The sequence below is a fragment of the Rhodopseudomonas pentothenatexigens genome, from assembly GCF_900218015.1.
Lineage (GTDB): Bacteria > Pseudomonadota > Alphaproteobacteria > Rhizobiales > Xanthobacteraceae > Rhodopseudomonas > Rhodopseudomonas pentothenatexigens.
Genome location: NZ_UFQQ01000038.1, coordinates 15,512 through 36,879, shown reverse-complemented (window position 1 = coordinate 36,879; position 21,368 = coordinate 15,512). Strand labels below are relative to the sequence as shown.

The following is a 21,368-nucleotide window of genomic DNA, read 5'->3' as shown; positions in this document are numbered from 1 at the left end:
AAGCCGATCCCAGCGCCAGCCTGAGACACCGGGCGCTGCGCCACTCGCCAAAAATAAAACCCCGCCGAAAATCGACGGGGTTTGTCAGCGGTCTGGCGCGGCCCGCCGGCCGCGCTTTTGATGGGTGAACCTGTCGCCGCGATCAGGCCGCGGTCGGGGCCTGCGCCTGCTGCTTGGCCTTGGCCTCGGCGGCTTCGTCGCGGCGGAGCTCCGTCAGCGTCTTTTGGACCTGCTCCGAGAACACGTACTGGGCCGGGCGCTGCTTCGACAGGTCGATCTCCGGCGCCATCGGCCCGGAGGTCTTGATCCCGCGCAGCGCCACCCAGGCGGCCTTCAGCGGATTGTTCAGCGAGGCCATCGCCGCGGTCGGTTCGTAGCCGCAATGCGCCATGCAGTCGGCGCACTTCTCGTACTTGCCGGTGCCGTAGGAGTCCCAGTCGGTGGTCTCCATCAGCTCCTTGAAGGTCTTGGCGTAGCCTTCGCCGAGCAGGTAGCACGGCTTCTGCCAGCCGAAGATGTTGCGTGCCGGCATGCCCCACGGGGTGCATTCGAACGACTGGTTGCCGGCCAGGAAGTCGAGGAACAGGCTGGAGTGCATCAGGTTCCACTTCTTGCCCTTGCCGCGCGCGAACACCTGCCGGAACAGCTCCTTGGTGTTGGTGCGGTTGAGGAAGTGGGCCTGATCGGGCGCGCGCTCATAGGCGTAGCCCGGCGAGATCGACACGCCGACGCCGAGCTCCTCGGTGAAGTCGAGGAAGTCGGCCAGTTCTTCCGCCGGATAGTTGTCGAAGATCGTGGCGTTGACGTTGACGGTGAAGCCGCGGGCCTTCGCCGCCTTGATCGCCGAGACGGCGCGGTCGAACACGCCCTTCTGCGACACCGCGCGGTCGTGGTGCTCCTTCAAGCCGTCGAGATGCACCGAGAAGAACAGATAGGGCGAGGGTTCGAACAGATCGAGCTTCTTCTCGAGCAGCAGCGCGTTGGTGCACAGCGACACGAACTTCTTGCGGGCCACCAGGCCGCGCACGATCTCGCCGATCTCCTTGTGGATCAGCGGCTCGCCGCCCGGGATCGCGACCATCGGCGCGCCGCATTCCTCGGCGGCGTCCCAGCATTCCTGCGCGGTCATCCGGCGGTTCAGGATCGCGTCGGGATAATCGATCTTGCCGCAGCCGGCGCAGGCGAGGTTGCAGCGGAACAGCGGCTCCAGCATCAGCACCAGCGGATAACGCTTCCGCCCGAGCAGCTTCTGCTTCAGCAGATAGCCGCCGATCACCAGCTCCTTGTGAAACGGTATAGCCATTACGAGATCTTCTCTTTCACGGGCATGTCGGTTGGCGCGGCTCAGGCTGTCGCCAGCTCCGCAGGCAGAACGAATTCGATGTTTTCCTCCCGGCCCGGCAGCACCGAGACGGTGACCGGGACGATCCGGCGCAGCGCTTCGATCACGTCGTCGACCAGCACCTCGGGCGCCGAGGCGCCGGCGGTGATGCCGACGGCCTTTTTGCCGTCGAGCCAGGCTGGGTCGAGTTCGCTGCCGTCGGCAATCAGGTAGCTCGGAATCCCGGCTTCGGTGCCGATTTCCCGCAGCCGGTTCGAGTTCGAACTGTTGTTGGCACCCACCACCAGGATCAAGTCGACCAGCTTGCTCATCTGCCGCACCGCCGATTGCCGGTTTTGCGTGGCATAGCAGATGTCGCGGGTGTCCGGGCCCTCGATGTCGTGGAATTTCTGCGAAAGCGCCGCGATGATGTCCTTGGTGTCGTCGACGCTCAGCGTGGTCTGGGTGATGTACGCGACCGGAGTTTCCGGCGGCAGCGTCAACGCCGCGACGTCGTCGAGGTTCTGCACCAGCAGCACCGGGCCGGGAACCTGGCCCATCGTCCCCTCGACCTCCGGATGGCCGGCATGGCCGATCAGGATCAGGGTGCGGCCCTTCGACGTATAGCGCTTGCCCTGATTATGGACTTTGGTCACCAGCGGGCAGGTCGCGTTGAGCACCGGCAGGTCACGAGCAGCGGCCTCTTCCTCGATGCTGCGGGCGACCCCGTGCGCGCTGAACACGGTGACGGCCTTCGGCGGAACTTCCGACAGTTCCTCGACGAAGATCGCGCCCTTGGCCTTCAGGCTCTCGACCACGTATTTGTTGTGCACGATTTCGTGGCGAACGTAGACCGGCGGGCCGTACTTCTCCAGCGCGCGCTCGACAATCTCGATCGCGCGCACGACTCCGGCGCAGAAACCACGGGGTTGGGCAAGAAATACTTCGAGGGGGCGAACTTCAGACAAGGGGCACCACGCTCATGATCGTTCGGTCTCCTGGCAGCACGTCGCTTTCCCGTAGCATGATCTAGCTGGTATGAGGACACCCGCAACCGCAAGGGACGCAGGGGACTTATCGGCGCAGTGCAAGGCGATGCAAAACACCCTTGGCAATCCGGCCTGGTGAGATTACTTCCGCGCACACATCTCCGCCGGCTTGTTTTCGGCCACTTTGTCCAGTCCTTGGTCGCAGAACCATCAGAAACAGTTCGATCGACTCGGAACCCGGCGGAGTGGCCGTATTTTAAGCCAGCCGGTAACAATAGAAAGTGCAAATGTGCTGAAGCGTGCCATCGTCTCCATTGTCAAAGCCAGCACCCGCTTCGCGGCTTTTACTGTGCTGATCGGCGTCTTTCTCGCGGCCGCGGCCGGTTTCTATACTTACGAACATTTCGGGATCAACACCGACATCAACCATTTGATCTCGCCTGATCTCGACTGGCGCAAACGTGATATCGCGTTCGAGAAGGCGTTCGACCAGGAAAGACTGATCCTGGCGGTGGTGGAGGCGCCGACGCCGGAATTCGCCGGCGCCGCAGCGGCCAAGCTCACGGCGGAATTATCCAAGAATACCAAGAACTTCGAGTCGGTGAAGCGGCTCGGGGGCGGGCCTTTCTTCGACCGCAACGGACTTCTGTTCCTGCCCAAGGAGGAGGTGGCCAAGGCGACCGCCCAGTTCCAGCAGGCGGTTCCGCTGATCGAAATCATGGCCGGCGACCCCTCGATCCGCGGCCTGACCGCAGCTTTGGAAACCGGGCTGGTCGGGCTGAAACGGGGGGAATTGACCCTCGATGCCACCGCGAAACCGTTCAATACCGTCGCCGCCACGGTCGAGGACGTGCTCGGCAAGCAGCCGGCATTCTTCTCCTGGCGCGGTTTGGTGAATCCGGAACCGCTGACCGACGCCGACAGGCGTGCCTTCATCGAGGTCAAGCCGATCCTCGACTTCAAGGCGCTGGAGCCCGGCAAGGACGCCACCGACGCGATCCGGCAGGCGGCGGCCGACCTGAAGCTCGAACAGGATTTCGGGGCCAGGGTGCGGCTGACCGGGCCGGTGCCGATCGCCAATGAGGAATTCGCCACCGTCAAGGACGGTGCCGTGGTCAACGGCATCGGTACCGTGGTGGTGGTGCTGCTGATCCTATGGATGGCGCTGCATTCTTCCAAGATCATCTTCGCCGTCGCCGCCAATCTGGTAATCGGCCTGTCGATCACCACTGCGGTTGGGCTGATGCTGGTGGATTCGCTGAATCTGCTGTCGATCGCGTTCGCGGTGCTGTTCGTCGGCCTCGGCGTCGATTTCGGCATCCAGTTCAGCGTCCGCTACAGGTCGGAACGCCACAAGACCGGCGACCTGAACAAGGCGCTGGTGCAGGCCGCGGAATACTCCGCGGTGCCGCTGTCGCTGGCGGCGATGTCGACCACCGCCGGCTTCCTGTCGTTCCTGCCGACCTCCTACAAGGGCATTTCCGAGCTCGGCGAGATCGCCGGCGCCGGCATGGCGATCGCGTTCTTCTCCAGCATCACCGTGCTGCCGGCGCTGATCAAGCTGCTGAATCCGGCCGGCGAGAAGGAACCGCTCGGCTACGCCTTCCTGGCGCCGGTCGATCACTTCCTGGAAAAGCACCGCATCGGCATCATCGTCGGCACCATCGGCGTCGCGCTGGCCGGCCTACCGCTGCTGTACTTCATGCAGTTCGATTTCAATCCGATCAATCTGCGCAGCCCGAAGGTGGAGTCGATCGCGACCTTCCTCGACCTGCGCAAGGATCCGAACACCGGGGCCAACGCCGTCAACGTGCTGGCGCCGTCCGAACAGGCGGCGCGCGAGATCGAGGCCAAGCTCGGCAAGCTGCCGGAGGTGGCGCGGACGATTTCGCTCGACACCTTCGTGCCGGCGGACCAGCCCGAGAAGCTGGCGCTGATCCGCGACGGGGCAAAGGTCTTGGAGCCTGCGCTCAATCCGGAGCAGGTCGAGCCGCCGCCGTCCGATCAGGACAATGTTACGTCGCTGAACAGCTCGGCCGAGGCGCTGCGTCGCGCCGCCGGTGAGGCCACGGGTCCGGGCGCCGACGCCTCGCGCCGGCTCGCCGCGGCGCTGACCAGGCTCGCCCAGGCCGACCAGCCGACCCGCGAAAAAGCCCAGGACGTGTTCGTCCGGCCGCTGCTGATCGACTTCGAGCTGCTGCGCAACATGCTCAAGGCCGAGCCGGTGACGCTCGACACGCTGCCCGAGGATATCGTGTCGTCGTGGAAGACCAAGGACGGCCAGATCCGGGTCGAGGCGCTGCCGAGCGGCGATCCGAACGACAACGACACGCTGCGCAAGTTCGCTGCCGCGGTGCTGCAGACCGAGCCGCTGGCGACCGGCGGCCCGGTGTCGATCCTGAAGTCGGGCGACACCATCGTGGCCTCGTTCATCCAGGCCGGGCTGTGGGCGCTGCTGTCGATCTCGATCCTGCTGTGGATCACCCTGCGCCGCATCACCGACGTGGCGCTGACCCTGGTGCCGCTGCTGGTGGCCGGCGCGGTGACGCTGGAGATCTGCGTGCTGATCGATCTGCCGCTCAACTTCGCGAATATCGTCGCGCTGCCGCTGCTGCTCGGCGTCGGCGTCGCGTTCAAGATCTACTACGTCACCGCCTGGCGCGCCGGCCGCACCAACCTGCTGCAATCGGCGCTGACCCGGGCGATCTTCTTCAGCGCCCTGACCACCGCGACGGCGTTCGGCAGCCTGTGGCTGTCGAGCCATCCGGGAACGGCCAGCATGGGCAAGCTGCTGGCGCTGTCGCTGCTCACGACGCTCGGCGCCGTGCTGCTGTTCCAGCCGGCGCTGATGGGCAAGCCGCGCCACATCGACGAGAGCGGCGACACCGATCTGTGAGGGTGCGCATCGGGGCGTCGCCAGTGGCGAGGCTCGATGCGCTGATGTCCCGGGGAAGCGTTTTTGTGCTTGGGCGGCGCCGCGCCGAAGCATGAAAATTGCGTTGAGCCCCGGCCGTCGAGGCCCGATTGCCGCAGGGGGAAATCCGGGCTGGCCCGGGCCGTTCGACCGGCTTAATACGGGCCCCGGGGACAGGGGGCGTGCACCGGCGGCGCCCGGCCGCGAGGCCGGCATGTCGCTGGCGCATCACAATCCGGAAAAGAAAGCCCGAGTGCGACGCGGCGTCAGCCTTTTGTATTGACGGCGGGTCCAACAAGCGACGTAAGTATCCCATGCACCAGCCGAATTTAGATCTCGCCGAGATGTTCGCGGCGCGCGAAGCGCAGCGCAGCTCGATGCACACGCGGCATCTCAACGAGCAGCTCGTCCGCGTTCTCAAAACCATCGGTTACGACGTCGGCTTCCAGAAGGGCACCGGTCAGTACCTCTACGATCGTGACGGTGCGCGCTATCTCGACCTGCTCAGCGGCTTCGGCGTGTTCGCGCTCGGCCGCAACCATCCGGTGGTGCGCAAGGCGCTGCAGAGCGTGCTCGATGCCGATATGCCCAACCTGGTGCAGCTCGACGTCTCGACGCTCGCCGGCATCCTGGCCGAGCGGCTGCTCGAGCAGGTGCCGTATCTCGACAAGGTGTTCTTCGCCAATTCCGGCGCCGAGAGCGTCGAGGCCGCGATCAAGTTCGCGCGCGGCGCCACCGGGCGCAACGGCATCGTGCATTGCGACCACAGCTATCACGGCCTGACCTACGGGGCGCTGTCGCTGACCGCCGATCCGAACTTCCAGGGCGGCTTCGGCCCGCTGCTGCCGGGCGTCACCACGATCCCGTTCAACGATCTCGAAGCGCTGGAGAAGGCGCTGTCGACCCGCGAGGTCGCCGCCTTCATCGTCGAGCCGATCCAGGGCAAGGGCGTCAACATGCCCACCGACGAGTTCCTCCCCGCGGCGGCGGCGCTGTGCAAGCGCTACGGCACGCTGTTCGTCGCCGACGAGATCCAGACCGGCATGGGCCGCACCGGCCGCTTCCTCGCGGTCGAGCACTGGAACGTCGAGCCCGACATGGTGCTGCTGTCGAAGGCGTTGTCGGGCGGCCACGTGCCGGTCGGCGCGGTGCTGACGCGCAAGTCGATCTTCGACAAGATCTTCAACCGGATGGACCGCGCCGTGGTGCACGGCTCGACCTTCGCCAAGAACGATCTGGCGATGGCGGCGGGCATCGCCACGCTGGAAGTGCTGAAGGCCGAGAAGCTGGTCGAGGCCGCAGCCAAGCGTGGCGCCGAGCTGCGGCTGGCCCTGACCCGCATGGTCCCCGGCTACGAGCTGCTCAAGGAAGTTCGCGGCAAGGGGCTGATGATCGGCGTCGAATTCGGGCCGCCGAAATCGCTGCGGCTGAAGGCGTCGTGGACGATGCTGGAGAGCGCCAACAAGGGCCTGTTCGTCCAGCTCATCACCGTGCCGCTGTTCAAGGATCACAAGATCCTGACCCAGGTCGCCGGGCACGGCCTGCACACCGTCAAGCTGCTGCCGCCGCTGACCATCACCGAGGACGATTGCGCCTGGATCGAACGCTCGTTCGATCAGGTGATCGCCGACAGCCACAAGGTTCCGGGCGCGATCTGGTCGCTCGGCAAGACGCTGGTCGACAACGCGGTGCGGAAATCGGCGTAGTAACGCCCCGTTCCGAACGCGCGCGGCGCATGCCGCGTGCGCCCGACCTGACGAAAGTCGCCCGTGCGACGTCGCTGCCTTCGTGTCGACGTCGTGCGACACCCGCCCTCCAGCAATGGCGAGTGCAATGTCGCTGCGATCCTTAGTTGTTTTCGTCGATCCGACCGCCGTCTGCGAAGCGCGGATCCGCTACGCCGCACGGCTGGCCGTCCAGCACGGTGCGCATCTGATCGGTGCGTTCGTGATGCCGACGGCATGGCGGAACGATCACGCCAACGCCTTCATTCAGGGCGGCGGTGCGATCAAGGAGATGCTGGAACGCCAGGGTCTGGCCGAGCGCGAGGCGCTGGAAGGCGCAAGCCGGCAGTTCGAAACGCTGGCCGATCGCGAAACCCCGTCGTTTGAATTCCGCGTGATTCCCGACGCCGAGGTCGCCGATCTGGCGCGGCTGCACTGCATGCACACCGATCTGGTGGTGGTCGGGCATCCCGCACCGGGCGGCCTGCCGTCGTCATGGTCGCCGGAGCAGATGCTGCTGTCGTCCGGCGTTCCGCATCTGATCGTTCCGCAGGACTGGCGCGATCGGCCGGTCGCAACCAACGTGCTGCTGGCCTGGAACGCCAGCCGCGAGGCGCGGCGCGCGGTGACCGATTCGATGCCGATCCTGGCTGCCGCAGCGTCGGTGGCGGTGGTCGTGGTCGACGCCGAGAAGAACCCGATGCACGGCCACGAGCCGGGCGCCAACATGGCGCATTTCCTGAGCCGTCATGGCGTCAACACGCGCGTCGAACAGTTGCAGTCCAAAGGCGAGCCGATCGCCGAAGTGATCCGGCGCTACGCCGCCGAAGACCAATCCGACCTGATCGTGCTCGGCGCCTACAGCCACTCGCCGCGGCGCGAATTGCTGTTCGGCGGCGTGACCCGCACCTTGCTCGGCAAGGTGACGATCCCGACGCTGATCGCGCATTGAGGCCTGCGAACGGAACGGCGTGCCGGCAACAGCATGGTCGCACGCGGTCAAGCACGTGTGCAGCTTCGCCGTGATCGTCGAGCCTCGATAGCTGCCGCAGCGGGCGCTGTTGCTTTGACGATGCCCAGTTGCAATGATATATATCATTGGTAGATATCAATTCGGAGGCTTGGTCGTGCCCAATCGCGCCAAGAGGTCCGGGGCATCGCCGCCATCCGCGCCCGACGCGCCGGCGACCGCCAAGCTGTTCATGCACGGCCGTAGCCAGGCGGTGCGCCTGCCCAAAGCGTTCCGCTTCGAAGGCTCGGAGGTGCGCGTCTCACGGCAGGGCGACAAGGTCATCCTGGAGCCGCTGAAGCGGAAGCCGTTCGACGCCGAGGCATTCTGGGCCAAGCTCGACGCGCTCGGCGCGCGGGATTTCCCCGACCTGACAGACGACGACCTGCGGCGGGACCTCGACGACAAGCCTTCGTTCGATTGACGACGCCGTGTTGTTTCTTGATACCAATGTCGTCGTCGATCTGCTGCGTAAGCGATCGCCGCGGCTTCGCGACAGTTTCGCCGCTGCCTGTGCCTCCGGCAGTCCGCTCGCGATTTCGAGTATCGTGCTGTTCGAGCTGCGCTTCGGCGCACACCACAGCCAGCGGCCGGAAGCGAACATGCGTGCGCTCGAGGCTTTCCTGGACGATACCGGCATAACCGTCGTGACTTTCAACGCAGCCGACGCCGCGCAAGCCGCCGACATCCGCGCCGGGCTCAGCCGGGCGGGCGCACTGATCGGACCCTATGATATCCTGATCGCCGCGCAGGCGCGCGCCCGCGGCGCGATCCTGGTCACTGCCAAGCGGCGCGAGTTCGAGCGCGTGCCCGGGCTGATGGTCACCGATTGGACGGCGTGACGGGTTGAGCGTGCGCTCCCTGACGAGCCGACCAGGGCGCTGCTGGCGCGACTTTCGCCGCAGACTACAGTTGCCCGACGCGGCCGTGGAGGAAGGACGCTTGCGAAACGACTGACGAAGGCGCGCCGCCGTTCGCCGACCGCTGGGTTCGCATCATGTGCGACTATTCGGCCGAAGGCGTCTGGGACAAGCAGGGCCGTTCAGTCTCGGCCGAAGACCTGCCGGTGCCGTCCGACATCCACCGCATGCTGCTGGGCTGGCAGGAGTGGTACGAAGCAGCCGACTCCACCGACGCGGATCGGCTGCCGTTCGACGGCGCCGCGCACGCCGCCTTCGGCCTATACATCGCCCGCAGGGTCAAGCGCGCGCTGCCGGACTGGACGGTGGTCTATTTCGACGAAAGCAAATTGCCGCCACGCGGCGCGCCCGATTTGCCGCGTCACGTTTTCGAATACGAAATCCATCTTCCGGACTGCCCGCCCGGAAAATTCTGATCACCCGTGCGCATCCGCGCCTCTCGATGAAAGTCTGCTGCGAACCCGCAATCGCTCGTCGCCAAGGTCTGGAATTTCGCGCACGTGCTGCGCGACCAGGGCGTCTCCTACCAAGCCTACATCAGCAAGATTTCCTACCTGCTGTTCCTCAAGATGGACGAGGAGCGCGTCGAGCAGATCGGCGAAGCATCGATGCTGCCCGACGGCGCGCGCTGGGCCGATATCAAGGAATTGTCCGGCGAGGCCCTGGGCACGACCTACGGCAGGCTGCTCGAAAAACTGTCGAAGCAGCCCGGCATCATCGGCGCGATTTTCCTGAAAGCGCAGAACGAAATCCAAGACCCGGCCAAGCTCAAGCGCCTGGTCGGCCTGATCGACGGCGAAACCTGGCTCGCCCTGCCGGTCGATGTGAAGGGCAGCATCTACGAAGGGCTGCTCGCCCGGAACGCCGAGGACGTCAAATCCGGCGCCGGGCAATACTTCACGCCGCGCCCGGTGATCGAGGCGATGGTCGCGCTGGTCGACCCAAAGCCGCATCAGACTGTGCACGATCCGGCGTGCGGCACGGCGGGATTCCTGCTCGCGGCCTGGGAGCACATGAAGAAGCACCCGAAGGCGCGCGACCGTCGGGTCTATTCCGAGCTGAAGAACAAGTTTTCCGGCGTCGACATCGTGCCCGAGGTGGTGCGGCTCGCGGCGATGAACCTGTACCTGCACGGCATCACCGGCGTGGACTCCATCGTCGAGGCCAAGGACGCGCTGCTCGGCGTCGGCGGCAAGACCTACGATGTCGTCCTCACCAATCCGCCGTTCGGCAAGAAGCAGAGCTACCGCATCGTCCGCGACGACGGCGAGATCGATTCCGAGCGCGAGGACTACGACCGCCAGGACTTTTTCGTCACCACGTCGAACAAGCAGCTCAACTTCCTCCAGCACATCATGACGGTGCTGGCGCCGAACGGCGAAGCGGCGGTGGTGCTGCCCGACAACGTGCTGTTCGAGGGCGGCGCCGGCGAGACCATCCGGCGCCGGCTGCTGCAGAACTTCGACTTCCACACCCTGCTGCGGCTGCCGACCGGCATTTTCTACAAGCAGGGCGTCAAGGCGAACGTGCTGTTCTTCGACAAGAAGCCGCCGTCTGAGGCTGCCTCGACCAAGGAGCTGTGGATTTACGATCTGCGGACCAACCAGCGCTTCACGCTGAAGGAGCGCCCGATGGTCCGCGCCGACCTCGACGACTTCGTCGCCTGCTACCGGACCGGCCACCGCGCCGAGCGCACCGAGACCGAGAAGTTTCGGCGCTACCCGCTCGACGCGCTGCTGGCGCGTGACAAGGTCAACCTCGACATCTTCTGGCTCAAGGACGACACCCTCGACGATCCCGACCTGCTGCCGCCGCCCGACGAAGTCGCCGCCGAGATCGTCGAAAGCCTGGAGACGGCACTGGAGCGCTTCCGGAACGTGTCGAAGGCGCTGGGGGAGGGGCCGGCTTGAGCCAACCGTCGCTCCGCGGCGCGTCGTCCACGCTGGCCCTCGAACCGACTTGACAAAATTCCTATTGTGACTATAATCCGCTTTGTCCTGTCCACGAGGGGCGCTTCGCGAGGCGTCGTTGAGTGGGACAGATCATCGGCCGGGAGGCTGGCCGGTGAGGGTCGGCGAAGTCGCACTGCGCGGCATCGTCCGGCCGGATGCGGCGTCCTGCGCGGTGTGGTTCGCAGCCACGTCGTCCGGGAAGTCGAGGGTCGCCGTCCGCCGCTACTACGAGCGGCTGCCGCTTCAGAGGCTGGACGGGTCGAGTAGAGGCCGGGGAAAGCCCGCAAGCTCGCTCGGTCCCGGAAGCACGGTCCTTCGGCTCAAAACTCGCCGCGGTGGGCGCGCCGACGAGGCGTAGCGCGATGGTTCGCAGCCATCGCGATCAGCACCACCCTTTGCGCCGACCGGCGCGCCCCCACCCCTCGCTGCGCAGCGACGGGTGCACGGCTCCGACGCATCAGGCGCCGCGAGAACGAATTGCCGTGGCTGTTTGACACGTGAGCTGGACAATCCAAGCGGGGCGTGGCTTACCGCTTACTTCCCATCCTGCAAAATCATCTCCGCGCCCTTCTCGGCGATCATCGCGGTCGGGGTGTTGGTGTTGCCGGAGGTGATCGTCGGCATGATCGAGGCGTCGACGACGCGCAAGGCATCGAGGCCGTGGAAGCGCAGGCGTTCGTCGACCACCGCGAGCGGATCGTCGGCGCGGCCCATCTTGGCGGTGCCGACCGGATGGAAGATCGTGGTGCCGATGTCGCCGGCAGCCTTGGCGAGCGAGGCGTCGTCGTCGCCGACCGACGGGCCGGGCAGATACTCCTCGGGGTGATACGTCGCCAGCGCCTGCTGCTTCATCAGCCGGCGCGTGACGCGGATCGCGTCGGCGGCGACGTGGCAGTCTTCGGCGGTCGACAGATAATGCGGGGCGATCGATGGGGCCGCGTCGAGCGCCGTCGATTTCAGTTTGATCTCGCCGCGCGAAGTCGGCCGCAAATTACAGGCGCTGACGGTGATCGCAGGGAAGCGGTGCAACGGATCGCCGAACTTGTCGAGCGACAGCGGCTGGACGTGGAACTGAATGTTGGCGCGCTCCTGATGCGGGTCGGAGCGGGTGAAGATGCCGAGCTGCGACGGCGCCATGGTGAGCGGGCCGCGGCGGCGCAGCGCGTAGTCGACCCCCATCCAGGCGCGCCGCGGCAGCGAGTGATAGATCTCGTTCAACGTGCGGCCGCCGCTGACCTTGTAGATCGCGCGCTGCTGCAGATGGTCCTGCAGGTTGCGGCCGACGCCAGGGCGATCAAGCACCGGTTCGATGCCGAGCGGCTTCAGCCATTCGGCCGGGCCGATGCCGGAGCGATGCAGCACCTGGATCGAGCCGATCGCGCCGGCGCACAGCACCACCTCGCAGCGGGCGCGGGCTTCGATCGGCACGCCGTTCTGCAGGAAGCGGACGCCGACCGCGCGGCCGTTCTCGACCAGTACGTGGTCGACCACGACATTGGTTTCGAGCCGCAGGTTGGAGCGGTGCAGTGCAGGCTTGAGAAAGCCGCGCGCCGACGACCAGCGCCGGCCGCGCTTCTGGTTGACGTGGAAATAGCCGACGCCTTCGTTGTAGCCGGTGTTGAAATCGGCGCTGCGCGGGATTCCCATCTCGCAGGCCGCGTTCGCCACCGCATCGAGGATCGGCCACGACAGCCGCGCCGCCTCGATCCGCCAGCCGCCGCCGGCGCCGTGATGCTCGCTGTCGCCGAGGAAATGGTCTTCGAGCCGGCGGAACACCTTGCGGACGTCGTCCCAGCCCCAGCCGGTGAGGCCGAGCTGGCGCCAATGATCGTAATCGGCGGCCTGGCCGCGCATCGAAATCATCGCGTTGATGGCCGACGAGCCGCCGATCACCTTGCCGCGCGGATAGGCCAATGACCGACCATTCAGGCCAGGCTCGGGCTCGGTCTTGAACATCCAGTCGGAGCGCGGATTGCCGATCGCGAACAGATAGCCGACCGGGATGTGAAACCAGATCCAGTTGTCGCGGCCGCCGGCTTCGAGCAGCAGCACCTTCCGGCTCGGATCGGCGGATAGCCGGTTGGCGACGATGCAACCTGCGGTGCCCGCGCCCACCACGATGGTGTCGAATTCGCCTTCGATCCGTTCCGTCATCGCTTCCGCCCGTGCGTTTATGGTTGGGCAGAGGCTTAGCGCCGCGGGCCGGCGCTGTACAGTTGCCGGACCGGGACGGGGCGGCTAGCCTGCTGACTTGGACAATTGGAGCCGCACCACCTCATGCCCGTGAACAACCGCGTCGCCGACCTGCAGCCCGACATTGCGGCCTGGCGCCGCACGCTGCATCAGCAGCCGGAGCTGATGTATGATGTCGACGGCACCGCGGCGTTCGTCGCCGAACGGTTGCGCGAATTCGGCTGCGACGAGGTGGTCACCGGGCTCGGCCGCACCGGCGTGGTCGGCGTGATCCGCGGCGGCAAGCCAGCGAACGGCGGCGAGATCCGGACCATCGGATTGCGCGCCGACATGGACGCCCTGCCGATCACGGAGGCGACCGGGCTGCCTTACGCTTCCAAGGTGCCGGGCAAGATGCACGCCTGCGGCCACGACGGTCACACCGCGATGCTGCTCGGCGCCGCGCGCTATCTCGCCGAGACCCGCAACTTCGCCGGCGACGCGGTGGTGATCTTCCAGCCGGCCGAGGAGGGCGGCGCCGGCGCCGCGGCGATGATCGATGACGGGCTGATGGAGCGGTTCGGCATCGAGCAGGTCTACGGCATGCACAACGGCCCCGGCATCCCGGTCGGGACCTTCGCGATCAGTCCGGGGCCGGTGATGGCGGCGACCGACGCGATCGACATTCGCATCGAAGGCCACGGCGGTCACGCCGCGCGGCCGCATCTGTGCGTCGATCCGGTGCTGGCCGGCGCACAACTGATCACCGCGCTGCAGGGCATCGTGTCGCGCAACGTCGATCCGTTCGAGGCGGCGGTGCTGTCGATGTGCGAATTCCACGCCGGCAACGCCCGCAACGTGATCCCGCAAGTCGCCGAGCTGAAGGGCACGGTGCGGACGATGACGGCGGCGGTGCGCGACTCCGTCGAGCAGCGGGTGCGCGACGTCGTCGCCGGTGTCGCGCAGGTGACCGGCACCAGGATCGATCTGACCTACGAGCGCGGCTATCCGGTGCTGGTCAATCATCTGGCCGAGACCGACGTGGCGATGCGGGTGGCGCGCGAGGTCGCCGGCGAGGCCAACGTGATGCCGCTGCCGCCGCTGATGGGCGCCGAGGATTTCGCCTACATGCTGGAGAAGCGGCCGGGCGCGTTCGTGTTCATCGGCAACGGCGACAGCGCCGGGCTGCACCACCCGGCCTACGACTTCAACGACGAAGCGATCGTGTACGGCACCTCGTATTGGGTCCGGCTGGTGGAGACCCAGCTCGCGGCGTGAGTGCGGCATCGACTAATTGAGGCGATAAGGTCTTTGACGAGCGCACGGACCTCATCCTGAGGAGCCCGGCGAAGCCGGGCGTCTCGAAGGATGAGGCAGCGCATGACTCGCGGCACATGGTTCGAGACGGCGCTTCGCGCCTCCTCACCATGAGGTTTTGTCTGCTGTGAGGGCTGCAGAGCGCCACCCCCGAACCGATCGGAAACAGAACGGTCCTAAAACTGCGTGCGCAGCCGCGTCGCGATCAGGTGCACCGGGCCGCGGTCGCGATTGAACGCCGGGTTGGCGATGAACTGATAGTCCGCGGTCAGCCGCCAGGAATACAGCGGCAGGCTGTAATAAGCTTCGAACACCGTCTCGTCGCCCGGGTTGGGCAGCCGGCCGTCGCCGATGATCGCCGTCAGGCCGCCGGCGTCGAGATAGGCGATCCGCGACGCCGAGATGTGGTTGAGCAAGCCGCCGAGCCCGACGGTGTCGCCCTCGCGGCCCCACATCCGCCCCGACAGCGACAGCCCGGCCGACAGCGTGCGATCGGAATCGGTGAAGGCGTTGGTCTCGAGATTGGGGCTGCTGAAGCCGGCGCGTGCGAACATTCCGATGTCGGCGGTGAGCTCCTGTTCGAGGCTGGCGGACAGGCCGGTCTTGGAGGTGTAGCGGCGCACGTCGGCGATGCTCGGCGTGGTGCCGGCCCCCTGCGCCTGCCGCACGGCGTCGTTGAAATTGCCGAGCCGGGCGCGATTGAGGAAGCCGGTGACCAGCAGCTTCCCCGGAAGTCCCCAGAACTCGTGGCGATGCTCGAGCTCGCCGACCAGCTGGAACTGGCCGAACGTGGGATCGAGGTCGGTGTTGTTGGGCGTCACGGGCAGATCGAACACGCCGGCGCGCACCGTCCAGGCGCCCGTGTACCACTCCGCGGCGGCGCCGTAGGTGAAGGCCCAGGCGTCCGCCGCGTAGTCGAAGGTCAGGGCGTCGGCGAGGCCCCAATTCAGGAAGTCGACGCGCGGATCGTGGGCGTATTTGTTGACGTCGAAAATGTCGGCGACCGAGAACTTGCCGGCGGTGATCACGATCCGGTCGACGGACTGCTTGCCGGCGAACTGGTTGGGCCCGCCCTGCACGGTCTCCACCGGGCCGCCGAGATCGAGCGTCTGACGCACGAAATAGCGCGGCACCCGCGCATACGGATAGTCGGCGCCGACCTTGTAGGACTCAGCGCTCGGGAAGGCCGCGACGCCGAAGGTGCCGCTGAGGCCGAAGCCCTGATTGATCTCCGGATTGATCCAGAACTCGGCGCCGTCCCACAGCTTGGCGCCGACATAGAAGGTGGCATCGAAGGTCTGGCGTGCCTGGTTCGGCTTCAGGCTGTTGGTGCCGAGATAGGGCGAGCGGAAGCCGGGCGCATATTGCCAGGTAAAGGTGCTCTGGCCGTGTACCGCGAACCGCTCCAGCTCCAGCGCGTCGATCCCCTTGGTGAACACGTCGGACTTGGTCAGGTCCTCGCCGAGCCGGTAGTTCAGACCGAGCCGAACCGCATGGGTCAGCACGTCGGAGGTGATGCGCTCGCCGGCGATCGGAAAGTTGACGGTGCCGTTGCCGAACCCGGTCGCCAGATATTCGGCGCGTGCGCTCCAGGCCGGTGACAGCGGCAGGTCGATGCCGGCGCCCGCGGACCAGCCGAGGCGCCACAGCAGCGCGGTCTCCTGCTGCGCGAGCGCGGGATCCGGCGGCCAGCGCAGCCGGTCGTAGCTCCAGGCGAAGCCGGCGGTGACGTAGGGCAGCCAGCCGCCCAGCGCGTAGCCGAGACGGCCGCGCACGGTGCCGCCGAGCAGCGCCTGGTGATCGTGGCCGCCGACGGTGCCCGACGGCAGCGTGTTGCCGGTGTTGCCGCCGATGGTGTTGGGCGAATTGAGATCGGCCTCGACGCCGATCAGCCAGCGCGACGGCAGCATCCAATTGTAGCCGGCCTGCAGCCCGACCACGTAACTGCCGGTGCCCTTGAACAGTTGAAACGCATCGAACAGGTCGATCGAGCCGCTGCCGCCGGCAGGGGCGGAGCTCCAGTCGGAGTGACCGGCGACCGCGCTGAAATGCGCGCCGATATAGAACCCGCTCCAGTCGAAAACCGTGCGCGGCGCGGCCGGTGCTGTGCGCACGAGGTCGGCCGCCGCCGCGGGGGCGGTGCAGATCGTGGCGGCAGCGAGGAGTGGCAAGAGCAGCTTGGTTCGCACGCGGTCGGTCGTCCAGGTCTTCGAGTTTGCGTCCCGTATCACAGCGATCGGAACACCGGTGCCGTCGATCGGAGCCATCGCCAGATTTCGCGGCGGCGTAGCCGCCGGGCCACAGCCCGGCCTCGGGCGGGCTAGCGACGCGCCGACAAGGAGGGGCACAGGCGGCTGACTACCTGATCAGACCGAAGCGCTTCATCACCACATAGGCGACGATCGACGACAGCAGCATGATCGAGATCGCCCAGCCGAAGCCGCCGCCGTCTTCGGAGAACGGCAGACCGTGCAGGTTCATCCCGAACATGCCCGTGACCAGGGTCGGCGGTAGCAGCAGCGCGGTGAGCACCGACAGCACCCGCAGGCTGTTGTTGCCCTGTTCCTCGATCTGCAGGTGCAGCTCTTCCTGCAGCAGCCGGCTGCGTTCGCGCATTTCGGTCACGGTGTGGTCGAGACCGTCGAGCCGTTGTGCGAGCTTGCCGGCGCGGGGCCGGAGCGATGGGGGGAGATCGGCACCGCGATCACGGTCGAATCGGTGCAGCACGATGCGCAGGCCCGACAGATGCCGGTGCAGCCGCACGCAGGTGCGGCGCAGCCGGCCGAGCCCCTGGCGCAAATCGTCGGTGTCCTCGGACACCAGCTTGTCCTCGATCCGGTCCAGCGTCTCGGCGGCCTCGTCGGCGATGCCTTCCATCGCGTCAGCGACGTTGTGAACGATGACCTCGAACAGCGCCGCGCAGTGATCGACCCGGAGGCCGCGTTCCAGCGCCCGCCGCGCGGTGTCGACCGCGCACAGCGCCTGGTAGCGGCCGGTGATCAACAGCCTTTCGGTCATCACGAAGCGCAGGAAGCCGGTGTCCTCGGTGGCGTCGGCGATGTCGCGCATCAAATCGGCGATCACGCCGTAGACGCAGCCCTCGACGCTGTGGAGCTGTTGATAGGTCTCCTTGGATTGCAGAAGGGCCTGAGCCGGCGGCGGCAAGGTCAGCTCCGACAGCCAGAGCTGGGCGCGGGAGTCCGCCAAGTTGAAATGCAACCAATACCAGCCGTCTCGCTCGAAGCTGAACGCCGCATCGTGGGGGAGGGACTGCGCGACGCCGGCGGCGTCGATCCAGAACGCCCACACCAGACCGGGGGCCGGCGTTCGCACGCCCGGAGCTCCGTCGGCCAGCAGCTGCGACGTGCCGGCAAAGCGGTCCGCGATCGCACCGTTGCGGGGCAGAGGAACGGACATCGGCTCAGCCCGGGCGACGCCGTGCGCCGCCTGCGGCCGGCGCCACCGTGTTTGGGCCGGACATTTTCGGGATCATCATCACCTCGCAGCACGGCGACTGTGCCGCAGTGATTTGACAGTTGGATGACAACGGTGCCGGAGGAACGATCCGGCGAAGGTGGCGTTAGGCGGGGGGCAAGCCCCTCACTCACGGCTCATGGAGAGTAGCAATATGGCTGGGACCAAGGACAAGGACCTCAACGACCTGTTCCTCGATACCCTGAAGGACATCTATTTCGCCGAGAAGCAGATTCTGAAGGCGCTGCCGAAGATGGCCAAGGCGGCGACCTCCGACAAGCTGCGCGCCGCGTTCGAGAAGCATCGCGACGAGACCGAAGGCCAGATCGAGCGGCTGGAGCAGGTGTTCGAGCTGCTCGAGAAGCCGGCCCGCGGCAAGACCTGCGACGCGATCCTCGGCATCATCGACGAGGGCAAGGAGATCATGGACGAGTACAAGGGCACCGAGGCGCTCGATGCCGGCCTGCTCGCCGCCGCCCAGGCGGTCGAGCACTACGAGATCTCCCGTTACGGCACGCTGAAGACCTGGGCCGGCCTGCTCGGCATGAAGGATGCCGTCAAGCTGATCGACCAGACCTTGCAGCAGGAAAAGACCACCGATCAGACTCTGTCCAAGCTTGCCGAGAGCGAGGTCAACTACGAGGCCGCGGCCTGAGCCTGCCATTCCTCAGGCGGATCGGCGAATCGAGACGACGAGGCCCCGGGCGCTGCCGCCCGGGGCCTGTGTTCGTCGGATTGTCCGCGAAGGATCAGCCGCCGACGTCGGCGCTGATGACGTCGCCGAACAGCTCCCACTTGTCGCCCTTGAACCGCATCAACTGCAACTGGCTGATCGGCGCGAAGTCGGTCGCCGAGGTGTTGATCTTGATGCCGGGCAGCAGAACTTCGGTGCGGAAGTCCTTCAGGCTGGCGGCCTGCTTCATGACGTTGGCGCGGGTGAGGTTGTCGCCGCACTTCTTCAGCACTTCGACCAGCGTCTGGGCCACGCCGTAGCCGACCACGGTGCCGCCGTCGAGCTTGTTGCCTTCCGGGAACTCCTTATCCATGAAGGCGATGAACTCCTTCATGCCGGCGTCGTCCTTCCACTGCTCGTCGGAGACGTCCTTCAGATACGCCGCCGAGATGATGCCCTGGGCGTTGTCGAAGCCGGCCGGCTTGATCACGCTGCCGACCGAAGCCGACACGTTGTTGAGGAAGTGCGTCGGCTTCCAGCCGACTTCGGCCAGCTTCTTGATCGCCTGCGCGGCGAATTTCGGCGTGGTGATGTTGACGAAGATGTCGGCGCCGGTCGATTTCAGCTTGACGATCTGGTTGTCGATGGTCGGCGACGAGACCTCGTAGCTCTCCTTCATCACGATCATCGACGCGGCCTTGGCGCCGAGCCCGTCTTCGAGGCCCTTCAGGTAGTCTTTGCCGTAGTCGTCGTTCTGGTACAGCACCGCGATCTTGGCGTTCGGCATCTGCTTCAGAATGTACTTGGCGTAGATCTGGGTCTCGCTCTGGTAGTTCGGCTGCCAACCCATCGTCCAGGGGAAGTCCTTCGGGTCGTTCCACTTGGTCGCACCGGTGGCGACGAACAGCTGCGGCACCTTCTTGCTGTTCATGTATTTGTGGATCGCCGAATTCGGCGGCGTGCCGAGCGAGTTGAAGATCAGCAGCACCTCGTCGCTCTCGACCAGCTTGCGTGCCTGCTCCACCGTCTTCGGCGGCGAATAGGCGTCGTCGTAGCTGATGAAGTTGATCTTGCGGCCGTTGATGCCGCCCTTGTCGTTGATCATCTTGAAGTAGGCGGCTTCGGTGCGCCCGATCACGCCGTAGGCGGAGGCCGGTCCGCTGTAGGGCATGATGTTGCCGATCTTGATCTCGGTATCGCTCACGCCGGGATCGTATTTCTTCTGCGCGAGCGCGCCGCTCGAGGCTGCGAAGCTGACGAGGAGTGCCGCGGAAAGCGCAGCCGCGTGCGAACGGAGTGAAGGCATTTCGAACTCCCTTTTCTTGGATGTATGATTGTTGTGTCGATTGCGGGCTCTTGCCGGCCCTTTGGCGACATTGAACACCTTCTCCGCGTCGCCAGCAAGCAGCAGCCGGCGACAGAATGGTCGCAATCGAATTGTTGCAGTGCAAAGTAACTGATTGCGAACTAATCACCCAGGTAGAACTACCAGTCGTGCTGTCGTGTCCGGTCTTGATGCGCTGCAACCGCCCGCGGCGGTTGTGGCGGAGGCGCGAACTCAGTGCGGCCGATTCGCCGGCCGGGCAAACAAAAGCCCCCGGCAATCGCTTGCCGGGGGCGGGGTTCGGACGGGGCGTCCGTGACCGTACGATCAGTTTGTTGCGGCGTCGGCGGAGATGATGTCGCCGAACAGCTCCCAGCGGTCGCCCTTGAACCGCATCATCTGCAATTGGCTGATCGGGGCGAAGTCGGTGGGCGAGGTGTTGATCTTGATGCCCGGCAGCAGCGTGTCCGGCTCGAAATCCTTCAGGCTCGCCGCCTGCTTCATGACGTTGGCACGGGTCAGGTCGTCACCGCAGCGCTTCAGCACTTCGACCAGCGTGGAGGCGGCGCCGTAACCGTAAACCATGTTGCTGTCGGACTTGCTGGTGCCCGGCATGTACTTGTCAACGAAGGCGTGCCAGTTCTTGAACTTCGGGTCGTTGCGCCACTGCTCGTCGGTCGCGTCCTTGGCGTAGTTGGCCGAGAGCACGCCCTGCGCGTTGTCGAAGCCGGCGGGCTGCATCACGCTGCCGACCGAGGCGGACACGTTGGTGAGGATCTGCAGCGGTTTCCAGCCGAGCTCGGCGGTCTTGCGGATGGTCTGGGCGGCGAATTTCGGCGTGGTGTAGATCAACAGCACGTCGGGGTTGAGCGCCTTCAGCTTGACGATGTGGCTGTCGATGGTCGGCTCGGAGATCTCGTAGGGCTCCTCGGCGATCACCATCGACTTGGCCTTGTCGCCGAAGCCGTCGAGCGTGCCCTTGAGGTAGTCCTTCCCGAAGTCGTCGTTCTGATACAGGATCGCCACCTTGGCGTTTGGCTTTTCCTTCAGGATGTACTTGACGTAGATCTTGGCCTCGCTCTGGTACGAGGGCTGCCAGCCGATCGTCCACGGGAAGGTCTTCGGGTCGTTCCACTTGCTGGCGCCGGTGGCGACGAACAGTTGCGGCACCTTCTTGGCGTTGAGATACTTCTGAATCGCGGTGTTGGACGGCGTGCCGAGCGGATTGAACACCGCCAGCACCTCGTCGCTCTCGACCAGCTTGCGGGCCTGTTCGACCGCCTTCGGCGGCGAGTAGGCGTCGTCGTAGCTGATGAAGTTGATCTTGCGGCCGTTGATGCCGCCCTGTTCGTTGATCATCCGGAAATAGGCTTCCTCGGTCTTGCCGATGGTGCCGTAGGCCGATGCCGGGCCCGAATAGGGCATGATATTGCCGATCTTGATCTCGGTGTCGGACGCGCCGGTGTCGTATTTCTTCTGAGCGAAGGCGGCGCCGGTGAATGCGGCGAAGCTGACGGCGACGGCTGCCGAGGCGGCGAGCGCGCGCGAACGGAAGGTAGGCATCAAAAAGGCTCCTTGG

The 21,368-nt window shown here is 65.8% G+C and carries 16 protein-coding genes and 1 pseudogene; 10 read left to right on the top strand and 7 right to left on the bottom strand.

Annotation, left to right across the window (positions count from 1 at the left end):
* Positions 1-142 precede the first annotated feature (142 nt).
* Positions 143-1,303 carry an adenosyl-hopene transferase HpnH gene (gene hpnH / locus DWA33_RS22990; protein WP_114360821.1) on the bottom strand — a complete coding sequence of 387 codons (1,161 nt, stop codon included), beginning with the start codon at positions 1,301-1,303 and terminating at the stop codon, positions 143-145.
* A 41-nt stretch (positions 1,304-1,344) separates the two neighbouring features.
* Positions 1,345-2,289, bottom strand: a complete 945-nt coding sequence (gene ispH, locus DWA33_RS22985) for a 4-hydroxy-3-methylbut-2-enyl diphosphate reductase (RefSeq protein ID WP_114360820.1) — start codon at positions 2,287-2,289, stop codon at positions 1,345-1,347.
* 310 nt (positions 2,290-2,599) lie between these two features.
* Here ispH and hpnN point away from each other — a divergent pair, with 310 nt between their 5' ends.
* The 8 genes and pseudogenes from hpnN (at position 2,600) to DWA33_RS22950 (ending at position 10,787) form a co-directional block, all read left to right on the top strand.
* Positions 2,600-5,206 carry a hopanoid transporter HpnN gene (gene hpnN, locus DWA33_RS22980; RefSeq protein ID WP_114360819.1) on the top strand — a complete coding sequence of 869 codons (2,607 nt, stop codon included), beginning with the start codon at positions 2,600-2,602 and terminating at the stop codon, positions 5,204-5,206.
* A 332-nt stretch (positions 5,207-5,538) separates the two neighbouring features.
* Complete coding sequence (gene hpnO / locus DWA33_RS22975; protein ID WP_114360818.1) at positions 5,539-6,930, top strand: aminobacteriohopanetriol synthase HpnO; 1,392 nt, start codon at positions 5,539-5,541, stop codon at positions 6,928-6,930.
* 127 nt (positions 6,931-7,057) lie between these two features.
* The gene (locus DWA33_RS22970) at positions 7,058-7,900 is read left to right on the top strand and encodes a universal stress protein (protein ID WP_114360824.1); all 843 of its coding nucleotides are present in this window, start codon (positions 7,058-7,060) and stop codon (positions 7,898-7,900) included.
* 175 nt (positions 7,901-8,075) lie between these two features.
* Positions 8,076-8,381 carry an antitoxin gene (locus DWA33_RS22965; RefSeq protein ID WP_114360823.1) on the top strand — a complete coding sequence of 102 codons (306 nt, stop codon included), beginning with the start codon at positions 8,076-8,078 and terminating at the stop codon, positions 8,379-8,381.
* Between the two features lie 7 nt (positions 8,382-8,388).
* Positions 8,389-8,799 carry a type II toxin-antitoxin system VapC family toxin gene (locus tag DWA33_RS22960; RefSeq protein ID WP_114360817.1) on the top strand — a complete coding sequence of 137 codons (411 nt, stop codon included), beginning with the start codon at positions 8,389-8,391 and terminating at the stop codon, positions 8,797-8,799.
* A gap of 155 nt (positions 8,800-8,954) precedes the next feature.
* On the top strand, positions 8,955-9,293 hold the full coding sequence (locus DWA33_RS22955; protein WP_114360816.1) for a hypothetical protein: 339 nt from the start codon (positions 8,955-8,957) through the stop codon (positions 9,291-9,293).
* A 69-nt stretch (positions 9,294-9,362) separates the two neighbouring features.
* A pseudogene (locus DWA33_RS25635) lies at positions 9,363-9,647 on the top strand (type I restriction-modification system subunit M N-terminal domain-containing protein); the annotation flags it as partial.
* A 54-nt stretch (positions 9,648-9,701) separates the two neighbouring features.
* Positions 9,702-10,787, top strand: a complete 1,086-nt coding sequence (locus tag DWA33_RS22950) for an HsdM family class I SAM-dependent methyltransferase (protein ID WP_283808616.1) — start codon at positions 9,702-9,704, stop codon at positions 10,785-10,787.
* Between the two features lie 576 nt (positions 10,788-11,363).
* Here the strand turns inward: DWA33_RS22950 and DWA33_RS22945 are convergent.
* The gene (locus DWA33_RS22945) at positions 11,364-12,983 is read right to left on the bottom strand and encodes a GMC family oxidoreductase (protein WP_114360814.1); all 1,620 of its coding nucleotides are present in this window, start codon (positions 12,981-12,983) and stop codon (positions 11,364-11,366) included.
* A 123-nt stretch (positions 12,984-13,106) separates the two neighbouring features.
* Between DWA33_RS22945 and DWA33_RS22940 the strand changes: the two genes are divergently transcribed.
* The gene (locus DWA33_RS22940) at positions 13,107-14,279 is read left to right on the top strand and encodes a M20 aminoacylase family protein (protein WP_114360813.1); all 1,173 of its coding nucleotides are present in this window, start codon (positions 13,107-13,109) and stop codon (positions 14,277-14,279) included.
* A gap of 215 nt (positions 14,280-14,494) precedes the next feature.
* Here DWA33_RS22940 and DWA33_RS22935 read toward each other — a convergent pair whose 3' ends face one another.
* Together DWA33_RS22935 and DWA33_RS22930 are read right to left on the bottom strand one after the other, a co-directional pair.
* On the bottom strand, positions 14,495-16,585 hold the full coding sequence (locus DWA33_RS22935) for a carbohydrate porin (protein ID WP_347337911.1): 2,091 nt from the start codon (positions 16,583-16,585) through the stop codon (positions 14,495-14,497).
* Between the two features lie 91 nt (positions 16,586-16,676).
* Positions 16,677-17,735 carry a transporter gene (locus tag DWA33_RS22930; protein ID WP_114360812.1) on the bottom strand — a complete coding sequence of 353 codons (1,059 nt, stop codon included), beginning with the start codon at positions 17,733-17,735 and terminating at the stop codon, positions 16,677-16,679.
* Between the two features lie 211 nt (positions 17,736-17,946).
* Here DWA33_RS22930 and DWA33_RS22925 point away from each other — a divergent pair, with 211 nt between their 5' ends.
* Entirely contained in the window at positions 17,947-18,447 is a 501-nt protein-coding gene (locus DWA33_RS22925; protein WP_114360811.1) for a YciE/YciF ferroxidase family protein, read from the top strand.
* A gap of 94 nt (positions 18,448-18,541) precedes the next feature.
* Here the strand turns inward: DWA33_RS22925 and DWA33_RS22920 are convergent, their stop codons facing one another.
* Together DWA33_RS22920 and DWA33_RS22915 are read right to left on the bottom strand one after the other, a co-directional pair.
* The gene (locus DWA33_RS22920; RefSeq protein ID WP_114360810.1) at positions 18,542-19,771 is read right to left on the bottom strand and encodes an ABC transporter substrate-binding protein; all 1,230 of its coding nucleotides are present in this window, start codon (positions 19,769-19,771) and stop codon (positions 18,542-18,544) included.
* Between the two features lie 345 nt (positions 19,772-20,116).
* Positions 20,117-21,352: an ABC transporter substrate-binding protein gene (locus tag DWA33_RS22915; RefSeq protein WP_114360809.1), complete on the bottom strand. Its 1,236-nt coding sequence runs from the start codon at positions 21,350-21,352 to the stop codon at positions 20,117-20,119.
* Between the last annotated feature and the right edge of the window lie 16 nt (positions 21,353-21,368).

Bases quoted from the DNA above. Each gene is read 5' to 3' on its own strand.
- DWA33_RS22925 (WP_114360811.1), top strand. From the start codon at position 17,947: ATGGCTGGGACCAAGGACAAGGACCTCAACGACCTGTTCCTCGATACC.
- DWA33_RS22920 (WP_114360810.1), bottom strand. From the start codon at position 19,771: ATGCCTTCACTCCGTTCGCACGCGGCTGCGCTTTCCGCGGCACTCCTC.
- DWA33_RS22930 (WP_114360812.1), bottom strand. From the start codon at position 17,735: ATGTCCGTTCCTCTGCCCCGCAACGGTGCGATCGCGGACCGCTTTGCC.
- DWA33_RS22935 (WP_347337911.1), bottom strand. From the start codon at position 16,585: ATGGCTCCGATCGACGGCACCGGTGTTCCGATCGCTGTGATACGGGAC.
- hpnH (WP_114360821.1), bottom strand. From the start codon at position 1,303: ATGGCTATACCGTTTCACAAGGAGCTGGTGATCGGCGGCTATCTGCTG.
- DWA33_RS22955 (WP_114360816.1), top strand. From the start codon at position 8,955: ATGTGCGACTATTCGGCCGAAGGCGTCTGGGACAAGCAGGGCCGTTCA.
- DWA33_RS22915 (WP_114360809.1), bottom strand. From the start codon at position 21,352: ATGCCTACCTTCCGTTCGCGCGCGCTCGCCGCCTCGGCAGCCGTCGCC.
- DWA33_RS22940 (WP_114360813.1), top strand. From the start codon at position 13,107: ATGCCCGTGAACAACCGCGTCGCCGACCTGCAGCCCGACATTGCGGCC.
- hpnO (WP_114360818.1), top strand. From the start codon at position 5,539: ATGCACCAGCCGAATTTAGATCTCGCCGAGATGTTCGCGGCGCGCGAA.
- DWA33_RS22945 (WP_114360814.1), bottom strand. From the start codon at position 12,983: ATGACGGAACGGATCGAAGGCGAATTCGACACCATCGTGGTGGGCGCG.
- DWA33_RS22970 (WP_114360824.1), top strand. From the start codon at position 7,058: ATGTCGCTGCGATCCTTAGTTGTTTTCGTCGATCCGACCGCCGTCTGC.